This window comes from Rhizobium sp. Leaf341, from assembly GCF_001424325.1.
Classification (GTDB): Bacteria; Pseudomonadota; Alphaproteobacteria; order Rhizobiales; family Rhizobiaceae; genus Ferranicluibacter.
Genome location: NZ_LMPE01000003.1, coordinates 1,097,259 through 1,115,441, shown reverse-complemented (window position 1 = coordinate 1,115,441; position 18,183 = coordinate 1,097,259). Strand labels below are relative to the sequence as shown.

The window sequence follows — 18,183 nt, the reverse complement described above, 5'->3', positions numbered from 1 at the left end:
AGTCGTCTGCCGGAACGCCCGGACGACGCCTATGCCGGGCAGGAACCCCGTTCCTGCCCATGACGTGATCCTTGGATGATTGAACGATCCCTCTGAATGGAGACGAGCACCATGTTTCTGACCGAACTTTTCAGCAAGAAGACCACCATGCCCGAGCCCCACAACGCGCTTCCGGGGCGCGAAACGCCCTTGCCCACCGCGACGCACCACGCCGTCAACGGGCAGCCTTTGAAAGGTCCTTATCCCGAAGGAATGAAAACCGTCTTTCTCGGTATGGGCTGCTTCTGGGGCGCCGAGCGCCTGATGTGGCAGCTCCCGGGCGTCTATGTGACCGCCGTGGGCTATTCCGGCGGCTTTACCAAAAACCCGACCTATCAAGAGACGACGACCGGGCTGACGGGGCATACGGAAGTCGTTCTGGTCGTCTACGACCCCAAGGTGGTCTCTTTCGGCGAGATCCTGAAGGTCTTCTTTGAAGAACATGACCCGACACAGGGCATGCGTCAGGGCAACGATGTCGGCACGACCTACCGGTCCGCCATCTATGTTCGAGACGAGGCGCAGCTCGCCGAGGCAAAGACCGCACGCGATGCGTACCAGGCGCAGCTGAAGAAGGCTGGCCACCGGGAGGCGATCACCACCGAAATCGCGATGGCCGATACCTTCTACTTTGCAGAGCCCGAACACCAGCAGTATCTCGCCAAGAACCCGAACGGCTATTGCGGTCTGCGGGGAACCGGCGTGACCTGCCCGGTGCCCGCCTTGTAGTCGCGACCGGAATGCAGGGGGAGCCGAACGCGAGGCCGCCGAACTTGAGGCCCGTGATCTCAGGCCCATGCTCTTAGGCCCGTGATCTCAGGCTGGCACCTCCTGCCTTCCAATCGAAGGCTGTGTTGCAGGAAACACGACGGTGAGATCCTTGCAACGCACCGCAACGGTGAGGCTCGAAAACCCCTTCAGGACTGCAATTTGATCGAATTCGGAGGTCGCTGGGCAACGGCGCAGCGGCCTCTCACGGGCGTCCCCACGGTCCACGATCCAGCCTCAAACCGGGTCGACGAGCGTCGGTCTATTTTTTACCAGTTGAAAAATTTCGGGTGTATTTTCCAAAGGCCCATGCAAGGATACATCTCAACCAAGCCCGCTCATCCGCGCGGCCGGTTCCGCAGACATGCTTCCGACACAAGAGAAGCGTGCGGGAGGACCCAGAAAACACATGGTAACAAACAGGGCTGCACAATGAAGAAAACCCTCCTCGGTCTCTTTGCCTTTTCGATGATGTCGGCCACGGCGCTGGCCGCTGACATCAAGCCTGCGGTCATCTACGACCTCGGCGGCAAGTTCGATAAGTCCTTCAACGAATCCGCCTTCAACGGCGCCGAGAAGTTCAAGGCCGAAACCGGCATTGCCTATCGCGAGTTCGAAATCGCCAACGATGCGCAGCGCGAGCAGGCACTTCGCCGCTTCGCCGGTGACGGCAACAATCCGATTGTCATGGCTGGCTTTTCCTGGGCCGCCGCTCTCGAAAAGGTATCCGCCGAATATCCGGACACCAAATTCGCCATCATCGACATGGTTGTCGACAAGCCGAACGTCAAGTCGGTCGTCTTCAAGGAGCAGGAAGGCTCCTATCTCGTTGGCGTTCTCGCAGGACTGGCGTCGAAGTCGAAGACCGTGTCCTTCATCGGCGGCATGGATATTCCGCTGATCCACAAGTTCGCCTGCGGCTATATCGGCGGTGCCAAGTCCACGGGCTCTGACGTCAAGGTTCTCGAAGCCTACACCGGCACCACGCCGGAAGCCTGGAACGATCCGGTCAAGGGCGGCGAAATTGCTAAGTCGCAGTTCGACCAGGGCTCGGATGTTGTCTACCACGCTGCCGGCGGTACCGGTGTCGGCGTGCTCCAGGCAGCCGCAGACGCGGGCAAGCTCGGTATCGGCGTCGATTCGAACCAGAACGGCATGCAGCCCGGCAAGGTTCTGACCTCCATGCTGAAGCGTGTCGACGTTGCCGTCTACGACAGCTTCATGAGCGCCAAGAACGATACGTTCAAGACCGGTATCTCCAATCTCGGCTTGAAGGAAGACGGCGTCGGTTATGCCGTCGACGATAACAACAAGGCGCTGATCACGCCGGAGATGCAGGCAGCTGTCGAAAAGGCGAAGGCCGATATCATCGCCGGGACGGTCGAGGTCCACGACTATATGACGGATGAATCCTGCGCTTATTGAGGGCTTGCGGGACTTGAGAGCGCTGGCGGCCTCGTGGCCGGCAGCGCCTTCGCGCTCCATCCTGGCTCAGTAATGCGGTGGCCGGGTGATGGCAGGAGCCTCTAGCGAGGTCTCTTCCAGCGTCAGGAACCGTTCGGTCAGGCGGTCGAGTTTCGTGCGAACCTGGTCCACGATCTTCCATTGATCGGCAAGCTGCTGCGACAAGTCCTCGATCGTGCGAGCCTGATGAGCGATCGTTTCCTCGAGGGTCGTCATCCGCGTCTCTGTGCTCGTCATGGTCATCCTCTTCCTCTTGCAGCGGGTCGTGTCTCGTCGTTATAGAGCATGCCGCCTGAAAGTGCGCAGCGGTTTTGGTATGGCAGGTTGCGGCGCGGGACGCCGTGCGGAAAAATGTTAAGACGAAATAAGGATGTGTTTTCGCGCACCTCTTTCGAAAGGCCTGTGGCAGTTGCCGCTGGCGATGTTACCCCAAGGCTCCGTGCTCTTCTTGAAGCGCGTCGCCGGACAGATCAAGCAAGCACCCGGCGGCATGGCCTGCCGACAACGGGTATCGGGAACGGGGATGCGGCTGCCATGAGCGATATCGCGATTGAGCTTCGGGGCATCGACAAGAGCTTCGGCCCTGTCCACGCCAACAAACATATCGACCTGGTGGTCAGGAAGGGAACGATCCACGGGATCATCGGCGAAAACGGCGCCGGCAAGTCGACGTTGATGTCGATTCTCTACGGCTTCTACCAGGCCGATCACGGCGAGATCCTCGTCGATGGCAAGGTGTTGACGATCAAGGATCCGAACGCGGCGATCGCGAGCGGGATCGGCATGGTGCACCAGCACTTCATGCTGGTCGAAAATTTCACCGTGCTCGAAAACGTCATGCTCGGTGCCGAGGACAGCCAGGTCCTCAACGCCTCCATTTCCAAGGCCCGCATCGAACTGAAGCGGCTGGAAAAGGAATATGCGCTGGAGGTCAATCCCGACGCCGTGATCGAGGAACTGCCCGTTGGCCTGCAGCAGCGCGTGGAAATCCTGAAGGCGCTTTACCGCAAGGCCGACATCCTCATTCTCGACGAGCCCACCGGGGTTCTGACGCCTCCGGAGGCCGACCACCTGTTCCGCATCCTCGAGCAGCTGAAGAATCAGGGCAAGACGATCATTCTGATCACCCACAAGCTGCGCGAGATCATGGCCGTTACCGATGCGGTGTCCGTCATGCGCCGCGGCGAAATGGTCGCCACGCGCCAGACGGACCAGACCTCGGTCGAGGAGCTTGCCGAGCTGATGGTCGGGCGGCGCGTGCTGCTGCGGGTCGAAAAGGGCGAGGCCCGTCCGGGCGACGTCAAGCTTTCGGTGCGCAACCTGACGGTTCGCGACGGTCGTGGCGTCACCATGGTCGACGATGTGTCCTTCGATCTCCGGGCCGGCGAGATCGTCGGCATCGCAGGCGTTGCGGGCAATGGCCAGTCCGAACTTCTCGAAGCCATCGCCGGCATCCGCCGCGCAACCGGCGGAACGGTCGAGCTCAACGGCTCCGCGGTCGACATCACCGGTCTTGCGGACCCGGCCGAGCTGCGCACTCGCGGTCTTGCCCACGTACCGGAAGACCGCCATCACGTCGGACTGGTGCTGAAATTCGAGGAAAGCGAAAATGCCATCCTCGGCTATCACCGCGATCCCGCCTACAAGAAGGGTGCGCTGCTCGACATCGCCGCCATGCGTGCAGATGCCGAAGAGAAGATCGCCCAATACGACATCCGCCCTCCAAACCCGCGCCTAAAGACGGCCAACTTCTCCGGCGGCAACCAGCAGAAAATCGTGCTGGCCCGCGAGATGGAGCGCAATCCCGATGTGCTGATTATCGGCCAGCCGACGCGCGGCGTCGATGTTGGCGCCATCGAGTTCATCCACAAGCGGATCATCGAGATGCGCGACCAGGGGAAGGCGGTGCTTCTGGTTTCGGTGGAGCTGGACGAAATCCGCGCTCTGTCGGACCGTATCCTCGTAATGTTCGCCGGCCGCGTTGTCGGCGAGCGCACCTCGGATGCCAGCGAGGGCGATCTCGGCCTGTTGATGGCCGGCGTCGAAAACCGCATGGAGGCCGCGCAGTGAGCAACCCTTACGCCAAATTGCCCGGCTGGGCCGAATACGGGCTCATTCCGCTCATCAATCTCGTCGTCGCGTTCCTCGTTGCCGGCCTCGTCGTGCTCCTGGTGGGTGAAAATCCGCTGGAGGCCGCCTATCATCTGATCAACGGCGCTTTCGGTCGCGGCGAATACATCGGTTTCACGCTCTATTATGCGACGACCTTCATCTTCACCGGCCTTGCGGTCGCCGTCGCCTCCCATGCCGGCCTCTTCAACATCGGCGGCGAAGGTCAGGCTTATGTGGGCGGCATCGGCGTAGCGCTTGTCTGCCTCTGGCTCGATCGCATCATGCCCTGGTACGTCGTCTTCCCCTTGGCGATCCTGGGGTCCGCAGCCTTCGGTGCCATGTGGGCCTTCCTGCCCGGCTGGCTGCAGGCCAAGCGCGGCAGCCACATCGTCATTACCACCATCATGTTCAATTTCATCGCTTCGAGCCTGATGGTCTACCTCTTGACCCGTGTTCTCAAGCCGCTTGGCTCCATGGCCCCGCAGACGCGCACCTTCGAGGCGGGCGGGCAGTTGCCGAAACTTGACTGGCTGCTTGGCCTCTTCGGCCTCGACATCGGCAATGCCCCGTTCAACGTGTCCTTCCTGCTGGCGCTTCTGGCCGCCTTTGGCTGCTGGCTCCTCATCTGGCGCACGCGGCTTGGCTACGAGATGCGCGTCATGGGTCACAGCCCCTCTGCCGCGCGCTATGCCGGCATCAAGGATGCCCGCATCACCGTTATCGCCATGATGATTTCGGGCGCCTTGTGCGGCATGATGGCGCTGAACCCGATCATGGGCGAGCAGTTCCGCATGCAGCTCGATTTCGTGCAGGGCGCGGGCTTCGTCGGCATCGCCGTCGCCCTCATGGGGCGCTCGCACCCGGCCGGCATCATTCCCGCCGCCATCCTCTTCGGCATGCTCTATCAGGGCGGCGCAGAGATCGCCTTCGAGATGCCGACGATCTCGCGCGACATGATCGTCATCATCCAGGGCCTCGTCATTCTCTTCGCCGGTGCGCTCGAAAACATGTTCCGCCCGGCGATCGGGCAGATCTTCGCCTCTGTCGCCAGCCGCCGGTCGGCTGCCGCCACCAAGGGAGCCTGATCCATGGATGTCTTTCACATGCTGGTGACGGTGCTGGAATCAACCATCCGCGTCTCCGTGCCCCTCATCTTCGCAGCCTTGGGTGGCCTGTTCACCGAACGGGCGGGCGTCTTCGACATCGGGCTCGAGGGCAAGATGCTGGGTGCGGCCTTCGCCGCCGGCGCCGTCGCCGCGGTCACAGGCTCGGTCTGGGCCGGTCTGCTGGCTGCGATCCTTATTTCCGTGCTTCTGTCGCTGGTGCATGGCTATGCATCGATTACCCAGCGCGGCAGCCAGATCGTCTCGGGCGTTGCCATCAACTTCATCGTCTTCGGCTCCACCATCATTCTCGGCGAAGCATGGTTCCGCCAGGGGGGCCGTACCCCGGCGCTGGCGGGCGATGCGCGTTTCGCCACCCTCACGTTTCCCTTCGCCGACGAGATCCGCCCCGTTCCCGTCATCGGTCCGATCTATGCGGACCTGATCTCCGGCCATTTCTTCCTGACCTATCTCGCCTTCGCCATGGTCCCGATCACCTGGTGGATCCTCTATCGGACCCGATTCGGCCTGCGGCTGCGCGCCGTCGGCGAAAATCCGGGTGCCGTGGATACGGCCGGCATTTCGGTCGTCTGGATGCGATACCGCGCTGTCATCTGCTGCGGCATTCTTGCGGGTCTCGGCGGGGCCTATCTGTCGCTCGCCATGACGGCCGGCTTCGTCAAGGGCATGACGGCGGGCAAGGGCTACATCGCGCTTGCCGCGCTGATCTTTGCAAAATGGAAGCCGCTCAACGTCATGCTCGCCTGCCTGCTCTTCGGTTTCCTCGATGCGCTGGCCATTCGCCTGCAGGGCAATCCGCTTCCGTTGATCGGGCAGATCCCGGTGCAGCTCATGCAGGCGCTGCCCTATATTCTCACCGTCATCCTTCTCGCCGGTTTCATCGGCAAGGCCGTGCCGCCCAAAGCCGGCGGGGTACCCTATGTCAAGGAGCGCTGATCTCATGGCGAATGATCTCTTCGAGGCTGCACGCAAGGCCATGGCGCTGGCGCATGCGCCTTATTCCAAGTTTCCCGTTGGGGCGGCCATTCGCGCCGAGGACGGCACGATCTATGCTGGCGCCAATATCGAGAACCTCTCCTTTCCCGAAGGCTGGTGTGCCGAAACCACTGCGATCAGCCACATGATCATGGGCGGCGCGCGGAAGATCCTGGAGGTCGCCGTCATCGCCGAGAAGTTGCCGCTTTGCCCGCCGTGTGGTGGCTGCCGCCAGCGCCTGTCGGAATTTGCCGAAGCCGGCACGCCGATTTATCTCTGCGACGAGACCGGGGTGAAGAAGACGGTCGTTCTCTCGGACCTGCTGCCGCATTCCTTTGCCACGGACACGATCGGCTGAACCTCTGCGTCCACGGCCGCGGATGGCCGTCAAGGCGTGTGAATGGCTTTGCCAAACCCCGGCAAAACCTTTACCGCATCAGGACCGAACGCGCCCAAGGAGGCACCCATGACTCTGGAAGCCAGCAACCGTCAGCTCGCCTCTCTCGCGCTGTCCCTGCTCGATCTCACCGACCTCAACGATGATTGCACGTCGGAGGCGATCGAGGCTCTGTGCGCCAAGGCGCGCACGCCACATGGCTCGGTCGCCGCGATCTGCATCTGGCCGCGTTTCGTGCGCCAGGCCCGCGACATTCTCGGAAGCGCAAACCCCGTGCGCATTGCGACCGTCGTCAATTTTCCCTCGGGCGCCTTGTCGGTCGATGAGGTGGTCGCCGAAACCGCGCGCGCGATCGCCGACGGCGCCGACGAGATCGACCTTGTCATTCCCTACCGCGCTCTGATGGCAGGCGACGAGCAGGCGGTGCGCGACATGATTCGCGCCGTGCGCACGGCCTGCGGCGATGCAGTCCTTCTCAAGACCATTCTGGAAACGGGCGAACTGAAGGAGCGGGGGCTGATCCGCAACGCCTCCCTTCTTGCCATCCAGGAGGGTGCGGATTTCATCAAGACCTCCACCGGCAAGGTGGCCGTCAATGCAACGCTGGAAGCGGCCGACATTATGCTGACGGCGATCCGCGAGAGTGGTCGGCGCGTCGGCTTCAAGCCGGCGGGCGGCGTGAAAACCGTGGCGGACGCTCGGCTCTATCTGACGCTTGCCGCCACCATTCATGGTCCGGACTGGCTGATGCCCTCGACATTCCGCTTCGGTGCGTCGGGTCTTCTCGGCGATATCCTTTCCGTTATCGATGGACGCGAGTCGCTTGCAGCCCCAGCGGCGTATTGAGGCGATGATCCCGCAGGAGATCATCCGCCGAAAGCGTGATCGCGTCGTTCTCGAACCCGACGACATCGCGGCCTTCGTCGCCGGAATGGCCGATGGATCCATTGCGGATGCCCAGGTGGCGGCCTTTGCCATGGCGACGTGGTTCTCCGGCATGACGCGTGCCGAAACGGTGGCGCTGACGGTTGCCATGCGCGACAGCGGCACGGTGCTAGACTACAGCGCGCTCGGACGCCCCGTGGCGGACAAGCATTCGACCGGCGGCGTCGGCGACAATGTCTCCCTCATGCTTGCGCCCATCCTTGCAGCGTGCGGTCTCGTCGTCCCCATGATTTCCGGCCGTGGCCTCGGGCATACCGGTGGAACCCTCGACAAGCTCGAATCCATTCCCGGCTACGACATCGCCCCCTCCGTGGAAACGCTGCGTCGCGTGATGGACAGCGTCGGCTGCGCCATCATCGGCCAGACGGCGGATCTCGCACCGGCCGATCGCCGGCTTTATGCCATTCGCGACGTGACCGCCACCGTGGATTCCGTGCCGCTGATCACCGCCTCCATCCTGTCGAAAAAGCTTGCGGCCGGCCTCGGGTCGCTTGTGCTCGACGTGAAAGTTGGCAGCGGCGCATTCATGGAGTCACAGGGCGAAGCCGAAATCCTCGCGCGGTCGCTGGTCGATGTGGCCAATGGCGCAGGGCTGCGCACGACCGCGCTCATCACGGACATGAGCGAGCCCCTGGCCGATGCCGTCGGCAATGCGCTTGAAATCCGCAATTGCCTCGCCTTCCTGCGCGGGGAAAAGCAGGGCATGCGTCTGGAGCAGGTGGTGATGGCGCTTGCGTCCGAGATGTTGCTGGTGGCCGGCGTCACCTCCGGCCCTGTCGAGAGCCAGGATGCGGCGCGGCGGGCGCTCGAAAGTGGAGCGGCGCTCGAGGTCTTCGGCCGGATGGTGGCAGGACTCGGCGGGCCGGCCGATTTCGTGGAGCGTCCAGACATCTATCTGACGACGGCGCCCATTTCGCGTCCTGTCGTGTCCGACCACGCGGGCGTTCTGCAGACCTGCGACGCGCGCGCGATCGGGATGGCTCTGATTGGGCTCGGCGGAGGGCGGACCCGCGCCGACCAGGCGATCGACCACAGCGTCGGCTTTTCCGACATCGTCCCGCTCGGCCACCGCGTCGCAGCGGGCGAGCCGCTGGCCGTCGTCCATGCCGCAAGCGATGCTGCCGCCGACGAAGCTGCGGCCGCCTTCAAGGCAGCCTACACGGTGACAGACGGCGCATTCGAACGGCGTCCCATCATTCTGTCGCGCCTCACCGCCTGAAAGCCGACCGCAGACCGAAAGCCGATCTCAGCGTCTCAGACGCAGGGAACCGTCTTCGACGGCGAAGGACGAGAGGCGGTTGAGAAAGCTCATTCCGACCAGCGTTTCCGAAAGGGCCGTATCCGGCAGCACCATCGCCTGCACGTTGTCCACGGCGATGCTCCCGATCTTCACGCGCTTGAGCGTCACCGAAGCCGCCTTCGCCAGGCCATTCGCGGTGGAAACCGGGACGGAATAGTCGAGCGTCGAGAGCGAAAGACCGATACGCCGTGCGGTGCTCTCGTTCAGTGCGACCACGGTTGCGCCCGTATCGATCACGCCGCGAACACTGCGGCCATTCAGTTCGAGCGCGGCACTGAAATGCCCGCCTTGTGTCGCCGAAAGGACCACTTCGCGCGTGCCGACCGCAGCCGGCAACGCCGGATCTGCGGCGGCAGGTATCCGCTTCACCGAAGCGTCCGGCTTTGACGCCCGGTCAAGCGAGCGGTCTGCAAGATGCGGCAAGGTATAGGCGCAAAGGCCGGCAAGACCGGCGATCATCAGCACGCGGCTCAGCATGCCCGCAACTCCTGAACGAAAGGACGATGGCTGAGCGTACCGCACAGGGTCTTTAACAAGGTGCAAGGACGGCGCCGTCTGCCCGGTCTCTCGTCTGGAAGAGTTAACGAACCTTACTTCGTGCCGTACATCCTGTCCCCGGCGTCGCCGAGACCCGGCATGATATAGCCCTTCTCGTTGAGGTGGCTGTCGATCGAGGCGGTGAAGATCGGGACATCCGGATGTACGGCGTGGAAATTGGCGATCCCTTCGGGAGCGGCGAGAAGGCAGAGGAACCGCAGGTTGACGGCGCCGCGCTCCTTCAGCTTGTCGATCGCGGCAATCGAGGAGTTTCCGGTTGCCAGCATCGGATCGACGACGATCACCAGCCGTTCCGCCATGTTCTCGGGCGCCTTGAAGTAGTATTCCACCGCTTCGAGCGTTTCGTGATCGCGGTAGACGCCGACATGCGAGACGCGCGCGGAGGGAACCAGCTCCAGCATGCCTTCGAGAAGACCGTTGCCAGCCCGCAGAATGGAGGCGAACACCAACTTCTTGCCTTCGAGCACGGGCGCCTGGATCTGCTGCAGCGGCGTATCGATGGTTTCCATCGTCAGCTCCAGGTCGCGCGTCACCTCGTAGCAAAGCAGCGTGGAAATCTCGCGCAGAAGCCGGCGGAACCCTGCGGTCGAGGTTTCCTTCTTGCGCATGATCGTCAGCTTGTGCTGGACGAGCGGATGGTCGATGACGGTAACGCTGGTCATGCTGGAAGCCTCTTGCCGCGACGGATGGTCATCCGTCCTTTTTCCATGGAAAGACCTGCCGCTGCAAGTCCGCCGCCACACCGTCCCCAACCGATCGGGCGCCGGGCCTAGGCTTGGAGCTTGGACAGCAGCGTCGCGCGGGTGTCCTCGTCGACGAAGGCGGCCTCGATCGCGGTGCGGGTCATCGCATCGATCTCGTCGTCGCGAAACCCCATGACCTCCGAGGCAATATCGTACTCCTGGGCAAGCGACGTCTGGAAAAACGGCGGGTCATCCGAATTGAGCGTGACGCGGCACCCGGCATCGCGCAGTGCCCGTAACGGATGCGCGTGAAAGCCGGGAAAGACATTGAGCGCGATGTTGGAGCCGGGACAGGTTTCCAGGACCACGCCCTCTGCAGCCACCCGGCGGACGAGATCGCCATCCTCGATGGCGCGCACGCCATGGCTGATGCGCGAAGGCCTGACGACGTCGAGCGCATCGCGTACGCTCTCAGCCCCTGCCATCTCGCCAGCATGGATGGTGAGGCCGAGCCCCGCATCGCGGGCGATGTCGTAGGCGCGGGCAAAATCGGCGACCCGGTACATGCGCTCCTCGCCTGCCAGATTGAGGCCTGTCACCAGAGGGTGATCGCGCCGAGCGGCGAAGCGTGAGGTCTGTTCGGCTCGTTCGGGGCCGAGATGCCGGATGAGCGTGATAATCATCCGGCCCTCGATGCCGGTCTTTGCCTTGGCGGCCTTGATCCCTGTCGCCAGGCCCCGGAGATAAGCGTCGGCGCCGATGCCGATCGTGTTTCCGTGATCGGGCGACACGATGATCTCGCTGTAGATCGTGCCGGCTGCGCTCAGCTCCGTCAGATAGGTTTCCGCGAGCGCGGCATAGTCTTCCTCGGTGCGGAACAACGAGGCGACGCGATCGTAGCACACGATGAATGCGCTGAAATCACTCCAGACATAGGCTTCGTCCTCGATCAGACCGGAGACGTCGACACCGTATTTTTGCGCCTGCGCACGTGCAAGCGCGGGTGGTGCCGCGCCTTCGATGTGGCAGTGCAACTCCGCTTTCTTCAGGTGCAGCGTCACAAAAAGCTCCTTCCATGGGGGCCGGGGGCAATGCCGAGATGCTTGGCCACCGTCTCGCCGATGCCGGCAAAGCCTGGAATAATTCCGATGGACCGGCTGCCGAGACCGGGTCCGAAGACCAGGACGGGTACACGCTCTCGCGTATGGTCGGTGCCGCGCCAGGTCGGATCGCAGCCGTGGTCGCCGGTCAGGATGACGATGTCGCCGGGCTCGAGCACGGCATCGAGTTCGGGCAGCCTGCGGTCGAAGGCTTCGAGCGCCGCCGCATAGCCCGCGACATCCCGGCGATGGCCGTAGAGCATGTCGAAATCGACAAAATTGGTGAAGACGAGATCGCCATCTTCAGCTTCGACGATCGCCTTCAGACTGGCGTCGAACAGCGCATCATTGCCGTTCGCCTTGATCGTGCGGCCGACGCCCTGATGCGCGAAAATATCTGCAATCTTGCCGACGGCATGAACGGTACGGCCCGCCTCAGTCAACCGGTCGAGCAGCGTCGGCTCCGGTGGCAACACGGAATAATCGCGCCGATTGCCCGTGCGTGTGAAGTCTTGCGCGCTCCGTCCGATGAAAGGCCGCGCGATCACCCGCCCGATATTGACCTCGTCCAACAGGCGGCGAACCGTCTCGCAGAAGGCCAACAGACGCTCCAGGCCGAAGGTTTCCTCATGTGCAGCGATCTGGAAAACGGAATCAGATGAGGTGTAGCAGATCGGCTTTCCCGTCCGCAGATGTTCCTCGCCCAGCCGCGCGATGATATCGGTTCCCGAGGCATGGCAATTGCCGAGAATGCCGGGGACGTTGCCCTCTTCGCAGATTCGCGCGACCAACGTTTCCGGAAAGGCATCGCCCTCATTGGGAAAATAGCCCCAGTCGAACTGCACCGGCGTGCCTGCAATTTCCCAGTGGCCCGACGGCGTGTCCTTCCCGCGCGAGATCTCTTCGGCCGCGCCGTGGAGTCCCGTGACGGTCTCGGGCAGCGCGACGCCGGCCGGCATACCGCCACTCGACAAGCGGGCAGCATGGTAAAGCCCGCGTGCGGCCATGTTGGGAAGCATGAGAGGTCCGCTGCGCAGACCGGGCCGGTCGGCGGCCCCGGCTGCACAGAATTCAGCAATGTGTCCGAGCGTGTCGGCACCCTCGTCACCGAAAGCGGCGGCATCCGGCGCGCCGCCGATGCCGAGGGAATCCAGAACGAAGAGAAATGCCCGCACGCCCCGCAGTCTCCTGAACGATCTGCCGCGCAAGGCGGCGTCATGAGATCGGCGCTTGAGCTGCGCCGACAGTGGCGGCAAGAGATACGCTTCGCCTTACGCTTTTGCAAACCGAGTGCCGTGGGACGGATAGGGCAGGGAGGGGATGCTGCGGGATGTGGCGGTTGGGCAGTACGGCAACGGCGCGGAACGGGCTATTTGCAGAGCGAGCAGGTGATCCCGAGGCCGACGCGCTGGCGATAATAGTAGCTTTCCGACAGGTTCATGATGCGGACGGAATTCTCCTGCATGCCGGGCGGCGACATGAGCACCAGTTCGTAGGGAACCGAAAACTCCGAACGGACGACGAAGGTGTTGAGAACGTTCAGATCCGCGGGAACGGCGACAATCGCGTTCACGGCATAGGGGGTTCCCCCTTTTTCGTCGCGCGACCAGGCAACCACTCCGACGCCCGGGGCCGTCACGCGAATACCGGACACTTTCAAAGCGTAGTTGCTCACGGTAAATGGTGCCATGATGCTCAGTGCGACATTCTTCATGCCGTCGAGTTCCGTCGGTGTCACCTCCGTCTTCTGGCTGAGGATATCGGCGACGGTGCCGGTCGCTTGGGAGACCTTCTGTGACATGTTGAAGCCGACGGACAGTTCGAACGCTCCGAGATAGATCATCAGGAGGATCGGCGCGATGAGCGCAAACTCGATGCCGCTCGTTCCCCGCCGATCCCGGACAAGGCGTTGGATCCGGGAGAAGGGGCTGGGGACGGTGCGGCGGTCGTTGCTGAGGTTTGCGCCCGGCATGTCAGTATTTCTCGTTCATGAAGGCGGCGGTGGTTGCCATCAGGTAGTCGTTCGGCATTGAGCTGCCGGCAGCACGCAGATTGGTGATGTAGGGCCGCACGAGATCGGTCACGACGGTCCAGCGGTAATAGGCGCGGATCAGGTTGATCGATCCAGGGCCGCCGGGGGCAAAGTTGAAGCCGGACGTGTCGAGATCTGTGCCCTTGCGCGGAATGGCGGTCGGAATATCGGCAAAGCTCGCATAGCTGCGGACGTCGATCAGCAGCTTGGAGGGTGCTCCTGCCTCGGTTGCCGAGCAGCTGAGCATCGCCGTCAGTTCGCTGCAGAAGGCACTGCGGAACTGGGTCTGGCTCATGTTCGCCGGCAGGAGGCCGGTTCGGATCTTGCGGGCCATGGTCTGGGTCGCGTTGGCGAGAATCTGCTCGCCGGTAAAAGCGATGAAGGTCTCGATCGAGGCAAAAATGACCATGAGAAAGGGGATGACGAGAATGGCGAACTCGATAGCCGCCGCGCCCTTGCGGTCGCGCGCAAAGCGACCGGCAAGCTTCCCGCGCGCCGGTGCCGCCCTACGATCCCGTTCGTCATCCCGTCTGGTAAGCGCCATTGTCCCCGCCATATTTTGCGTGAACGCCAGCTTACTTGGAAAGCGTTTCCACTTCGTAACGTCGTGAAGAGGCATTGTCGTGAAGAGGCAGGCAAACGGCGAAAGCCGTCACTTCTTCGAATGCTCTTCGCAGCTCGGCGTGCAGGTGAGAATGGCGCGAGCCGTGGAGCGATAGACGCGCAAGGTGTTGCCCTCGTCCGTCGAGACGAGGATGCGCTGATCGACGATCGGGTTGTCGTTCTCGTCGAGAATGACGATGTTGGTCGTGCCAATGGACTTGCCGGTCAGCACGATGGTCTGCGCGTCGGCCACGGTCGCATCGGCAATTTCAGCGCTGCCGATAATGACACGGCTGACGCTGCGATCGAGCTTCAGGACCCGTGCGTGATTAAGGTAGACGTTCATCAGCGCTGCATCCTGCGCCATCGCCGGCCCGGCACTGATAAGGCCCGCAAGGCAGATCGCAACGCCGAGGCCGGCCAGCCGGCGGGCAGAGGCGGAACGGAGACGGTCGAGGGGCGGAATGAAAGCCATGGTGATGCAGGATCCGGTGATGCCGATGCACCACTATCCCCGCTTTTGGTGAATGAAGGCTTAAACACACGCAGCGCTGCGGATCGCAGCCTGCGACAGATGCCCGAAGGATTTACGTTCCGGTAACGCTTTTCTTTAAGTCACTCGAAATATGCGTTGTGTAAGTTGTTTGTAACCGGCCGGCAGAGACATGTCGGAGGGAGTGCTGAACACGAAACAAGTGATGTAGGAGAAATGACATGACCGCAATTTTCGCACGTTTCATGAAGGACGAGTCCGGCGCGACCGCCATCGAATACGGCCTGATCGCATCGCTGATCGCTGTTGCCATGATCCTCGGTGCCAGCGCACTGGGCAACCAGATCAACACGACCTTCACGAACCTCAAGGACAAGCTCGCAAAGCCGGTCTGAGACAGTTCAGCATACCTTGCCATTGTCCAAGGGCGATGGAGGAAACAAGTGGCTGCTCCAAGAGCGGCCACTTTTTTCGTTATGACGCTTCGTGACGGTCGTTGATTCGCATTTCCTTAAGGCGCCTCCTCTAGGATCGCCCTGTTTCCGGAGATGGTTTATGGTCCAGGCTGCGATTTTCGTCATTTTTCCTTTGTGCCTGGCCTTTGCGGCCTGCTCCGATTTTCTCTCCATGACCATCCCCAACCGTGTCTCGGCCATCCTGCTCGGCAGCTTCGTCGTCATTGCGCCCCTGGCCGGCCTGGAAATGACCCAGATCGGCCTGCATCTCGCTGCGGGCCTTGCCGTCTTTGCCGTCTGCTTTGCCCTCTTTGCCACGAACGTCATGGGCGGTGGCGACGCGAAGCTGCTGACGGCAAGCGCCGTCTGGTTCGGCTGGAACATGAGCCTTCTGACCTTTCTTGTGGCCGTTTCCTTCCTGGGCGGCGTGCTGGTGCTGGCGGTTCTTCTTCTGCGCAAGGAAGAGAACGTCATTCTGGCGTACCGAATTCCGATCCCGGAACAGCTCTTCCACGGTTCCAAAGTCCCCTATGGTGTCGCCATTGGCTGCGGCGCCTTGCTGACCTTTCCGGAATCGCCCCTGATGCAGCTTGCTCTGGTGCATATGCGGTGACTTCGACGATCGGCGCGCGCCCGATCTTAAGACTTCATTAAGTATAGTCGGTCGGTTTTCGTTAACCTTAATTACACCTTTACGCCGTAGCCTTTTCCGGAGTTCAGGGGAAGGGTTCGGTGATCAGATGAAGCCGGCACGCGTTTTCATTTTGGCTGTTGCGGTCGTCTCGGCCGGCCTTGCCGGCCTGCTGGCGATGAGCATCACCGGGCCGACCGTGATCGAGGCGGCGCAGCCGGTCATCGAGCGGGAGCCGACCGTCAACGTCCTCGTCATGGCCAAGAGCCTGCCGGTCGGTTCGCGTCTCAGTTCGGACGCGATCCGATGGATGGCTTGGCCCAAGGCCGGCATCGTCGATGGCTTCATCACAGACGAGGCCCGCCCGGATGCCGTGACCCAATTGCAAGGCTCCGTCGTGCGCCTGCCGCTTCTCAATGGCGAGCCGGTTCGCGCCGAGAAAATTGCCGATGCCTCCGGTCGCATTCTCTCTTCCATCCTGCCAGCCGGAAAGCGGGCTGTCGCCACCGAAATCACGGTGGCCACCGGCGCCGGCGGCTTCATCCTGCCGAACGACCGCGTCGATGTGATCATGGTGCGCAAGGGCGAGGGCAAGGCGTTCAACACAGAAACCGTGCTCAGCAACGTTCGCATCCTCGCCGTCGACCAGCAGATCGAGGAAAAGGATGACGGCTCCAAGACCGTCATCGGCACGACCGCAACCCTCGAGCTAACGCCCGACCAGTCGAAGGTCCTCGCGGTCGCCCAGCAGATGGCCGATCGCCTCTCTCTTGCTCTGCGCTCGGTTGCCGACGCGCAGGAGCCGGACACGATCGCTGCCGATTACCTGCTCTCCGGCGGCAGCCGTCCGGCCGTCCAGCTGATCAAATCCGGCTCCATCGTCTCCTCAGACGGCGAGACCAAGACGGGAGCAATGCAATAATGGCCAGCCGAGGAAAGACCCCCATGACGTTCGGGACGACGTTGCGCGCACCGCTTGCCGGCGCGCTTGCCATGGCGCTGGCCCTCACGGCTGCGCCGATGATGCCCGGCACCGCAGGTATCGCGCAGGCTGCAGACAGTGCGCTCCTGCGCATCGTCGACAGCGGGCCCGGCGCCAAGAAGACCATCAAGCTCGGCCTCAACAAGGCCATCGTCATCGACTTGCCGGCCGATGCGCATGACATCCTTGTTGCCGACCCGTCTCTTGCCGATGCGGTGACGCGCACGTCCCGCCGCATTTATCTTTTCGGTAAATCGGTCGGGCAGACCAACATCTTCATCTTCGGTGCCAATGGCGAGGAAATCGTCAGTCTCGATCTGGAAATCGAACGTGACGTTTCGACGCTCCAATCCAATCTGCGTCGCTACCTGCCGGACTCCGACATCAACGTCGAAATCGTGTCGGACAATATCGTGCTGACAGGCTCGGTCCGAACCCCGCTCGATTCGACGCGCGTCGTGGAACTGGCACAGGCCTTCCTCCAGGGCGGCGAGGCCACGACCCGCAATATTACCGCGCAGGGCACCAACGGCGATGCCGACATCTATGCGGAAGACCGCCAGAAGTCGAAGATCGTCAACCTCCTGACGATCGATGGCGAAGACCAGGTCATGTTGAAGGTCACGGTTGCCGAAGTCTCGCGCCAGATTCTCAAGCAGCTCGGCTTCTCCGGTGCTGTGCGTGGCAACAACGCCGAGATCTCGTTCCAGAATCCAGCCAACCTCGGTAACGCCCTCAATGCCAGCTCGTCCATTATCACAGGCAGCATTGCCGGCGGTGCTGTTGGGCTCGCCAGTTACATCAATGCGATGGAGCAGGCTGGCGTCATGCGGACGCTGGCGGAGCCGAGCCTGACGGCCATCTCCGGCAAGAGCGCCAAGTTCTTTGTCGGGGGCGACTACCGCATCCCGGCCGGTCAAGAAGTCACCACAGAGGAAGACAAGGTGACCGGGAAGGAGAGGCCTGTCCTGGAACGCAAGGTCGAAACGGTTGAATACGGCGTCGAGCTGAACTTCAAGCCGGTGGTCCTCGGTCCGGGACGGATCGCGCTCGACATCGAGACCAACGTGTCGGAGCCGACTTTCGAGGGCAGCGTCGCCAGTGGCGCCTATAGAAACATCGCGGGCCAGAACTACATGTCGATCCGCAAGCGCGAGGCATCGACCAGCGTCGAGCTCCCCTCCGGCGGCTCCATCGTCATCGGCGGTCTCGTGCAGGACAATATTCGCCAGGCGATCTCCGGCGTCCCCGGATTTGCCAAGATCCCGATCTTTGGCACGCTGTTCCGCTCGCGCGATTTCCAGCGCAACGAGACGGAACTGGTCATCATTGCCACGCCCTATCTCGTGCGTCCCGTCGCCCGCAACCAGATCTCCCGGCCCGACGACAATTTCAATCCGTCTGCCGATCTTCCCGGCTTCTTCCTCGGCGAAGTCAATCGTCTCTACGGCAACCGAGGCGCTCAACCGGTCGGCCAGTATCACGGCAATGTCGGCTTCATTTACAAATAGGCGGGGACGGA

At 62.3% G+C, this 18,183-nt stretch carries 20 protein-coding genes; 12 read left to right on the top strand and 8 right to left on the bottom strand.

The features are described from left to right. Positions 1–111 precede the first annotated feature (111 nt). Entirely contained in the window at positions 112–768 is a 657-nt protein-coding gene (gene msrA, locus ASG03_RS06830) for a peptide-methionine (S)-S-oxide reductase MsrA (protein WP_062471611.1), read from the top strand. A 471-nt stretch (positions 769–1,239) separates the two neighbouring features. After that, the gene (locus ASG03_RS06825; RefSeq protein WP_062471607.1) at positions 1,240–2,232 is read left to right on the top strand and encodes a BMP family lipoprotein; all 993 of its coding nucleotides are present in this window, start codon (positions 1,240–1,242) and stop codon (positions 2,230–2,232) included. 66 nt (positions 2,233–2,298) lie between these two features. On the opposite strand, the gene ASG03_RS06820 is transcribed toward ASG03_RS06825, so the two are convergent. Next, on the bottom strand, positions 2,299–2,508 hold the full coding sequence (locus tag ASG03_RS06820; protein WP_062472439.1) for a SlyX family protein: 210 nt from the start codon (positions 2,506–2,508) through the stop codon (positions 2,299–2,301). A gap of 297 nt (positions 2,509–2,805) precedes the next feature. On the opposite strand from ASG03_RS06820, the gene ASG03_RS06815 reads away from it, so the two are divergent. The 6 genes from ASG03_RS06815 to deoA all read left to right on the top strand — a co-directional run bounded on the left by ASG03_RS06815 (position 2,806) and on the right by deoA (position 9,043). Beyond that, positions 2,806–4,341, top strand: coding sequence for an ABC transporter ATP-binding protein (locus ASG03_RS06815; RefSeq protein ID WP_062471602.1), 1,536 nt, complete (start codon positions 2,806–2,808; stop codon positions 4,339–4,341). Next, the gene (locus tag ASG03_RS06810) at positions 4,338–5,468 is read left to right on the top strand and encodes an ABC transporter permease (protein WP_062471599.1); all 1,131 of its coding nucleotides are present in this window, start codon (positions 4,338–4,340) and stop codon (positions 5,466–5,468) included. Before ASG03_RS06815 ends, ASG03_RS06810 begins: the two co-directional genes overlap by 4 nt. A gap of 3 nt (positions 5,469–5,471) precedes the next feature. Beyond that, positions 5,472–6,443 carry an ABC transporter permease gene (locus ASG03_RS06805; RefSeq protein ID WP_062692973.1) on the top strand — a complete coding sequence of 324 codons (972 nt, stop codon included), beginning with the start codon at positions 5,472–5,474 and terminating at the stop codon, positions 6,441–6,443. Positions 6,444–6,447: 4 nt separating this feature from the next. Then, a complete protein-coding gene (locus tag ASG03_RS06800) occupies positions 6,448–6,840 on the top strand; it encodes a cytidine deaminase (protein ID WP_082475567.1) in 393 nt (130 codons plus the stop codon). A 108-nt stretch (positions 6,841–6,948) separates the two neighbouring features. After that, positions 6,949–7,725, top strand: coding sequence for a deoxyribose-phosphate aldolase (gene deoC / locus ASG03_RS06795; protein WP_062471589.1), 777 nt, complete (start codon positions 6,949–6,951; stop codon positions 7,723–7,725). A 4-nt stretch (positions 7,726–7,729) separates the two neighbouring features. Further along, on the top strand, positions 7,730–9,043 hold the full coding sequence (gene deoA / locus ASG03_RS06790) for a thymidine phosphorylase (RefSeq protein WP_062692972.1): 1,314 nt from the start codon (positions 7,730–7,732) through the stop codon (positions 9,041–9,043). Between the two features lie 27 nt (positions 9,044–9,070). Here deoA and ASG03_RS06785 read toward each other — a convergent pair whose 3' ends face one another. The 7 genes from ASG03_RS06785 to ASG03_RS06755 all read right to left on the bottom strand — a co-directional run bounded on the left by ASG03_RS06785 (position 9,071) and on the right by ASG03_RS06755 (position 14,524). Further along, positions 9,071–9,601, bottom strand: a complete 531-nt coding sequence (locus ASG03_RS06785; protein ID WP_062692971.1) for a TIGR02281 family clan AA aspartic protease — start codon at positions 9,599–9,601, stop codon at positions 9,071–9,073. 113 nt (positions 9,602–9,714) lie between these two features. After that, entirely contained in the window at positions 9,715–10,344 is a 630-nt protein-coding gene (upp, locus tag ASG03_RS06780) for a uracil phosphoribosyltransferase (RefSeq protein WP_062471580.1), read from the bottom strand. 107 nt (positions 10,345–10,451) lie between these two features. Then, positions 10,452–11,426, bottom strand: a complete 975-nt coding sequence (locus ASG03_RS06775; RefSeq protein WP_062692970.1) for an adenosine deaminase — start codon at positions 11,424–11,426, stop codon at positions 10,452–10,454. Next, on the bottom strand, positions 11,423–12,640 hold the full coding sequence (locus ASG03_RS06770; RefSeq protein ID WP_082475566.1) for a phosphopentomutase: 1,218 nt from the start codon (positions 12,638–12,640) through the stop codon (positions 11,423–11,425). The genes ASG03_RS06775 and ASG03_RS06770 overlap by 4 nt, the downstream gene beginning before the upstream one ends. A 194-nt stretch (positions 12,641–12,834) precedes the next feature. Continuing rightward, positions 12,835–13,437 (bottom strand): TadE/TadG family type IV pilus assembly protein, encoded by a 603-nt coding sequence (locus tag ASG03_RS06765; RefSeq protein WP_062692969.1) that lies wholly within the window; start codon positions 13,435–13,437, stop codon positions 12,835–12,837. Between the two features lies 1 nt (position 13,438). After that, complete coding sequence (locus tag ASG03_RS06760; RefSeq protein WP_062693084.1) at positions 13,439–14,041, bottom strand: TadE/TadG family type IV pilus assembly protein; 603 nt, start codon at positions 14,039–14,041, stop codon at positions 13,439–13,441. A 108-nt stretch (positions 14,042–14,149) separates the two neighbouring features. Continuing rightward, positions 14,150–14,524, bottom strand: a complete 375-nt coding sequence (locus tag ASG03_RS06755; protein WP_062693083.1) for a pilus assembly protein N-terminal domain-containing protein — start codon at positions 14,522–14,524, stop codon at positions 14,150–14,152. Between the two features lie 290 nt (positions 14,525–14,814). Between ASG03_RS06755 and ASG03_RS06750 the strand changes: the two genes are divergently transcribed. The 4 genes from ASG03_RS06750 to ASG03_RS06735 all read left to right on the top strand — a co-directional run bounded on the left by ASG03_RS06750 (position 14,815) and on the right by ASG03_RS06735 (position 18,172). Next, positions 14,815–14,988 (top strand): Flp family type IVb pilin, encoded by a 174-nt coding sequence (locus ASG03_RS06750; protein WP_062471574.1) that lies wholly within the window; start codon positions 14,815–14,817, stop codon positions 14,986–14,988. A 160-nt stretch (positions 14,989–15,148) separates the two neighbouring features. After that, positions 15,149–15,661: an A24 family peptidase gene (locus ASG03_RS06745; RefSeq protein WP_062471571.1), complete on the top strand. Its 513-nt coding sequence runs from the start codon at positions 15,149–15,151 to the stop codon at positions 15,659–15,661. Between the two features lie 127 nt (positions 15,662–15,788). Continuing rightward, a complete protein-coding gene (gene cpaB, locus ASG03_RS06740) occupies positions 15,789–16,601 on the top strand; it encodes a Flp pilus assembly protein CpaB (RefSeq protein WP_062692968.1) in 813 nt (270 codons plus the stop codon). Positions 16,602–16,624: 23 nt separating this feature from the next. After that, a complete protein-coding gene (locus ASG03_RS06735; RefSeq protein WP_062692967.1) occupies positions 16,625–18,172 on the top strand; it encodes a type II and III secretion system protein family protein in 1,548 nt (515 codons plus the stop codon). The last annotated feature ends 11 nt before the right edge of the window (positions 18,173–18,183 follow it).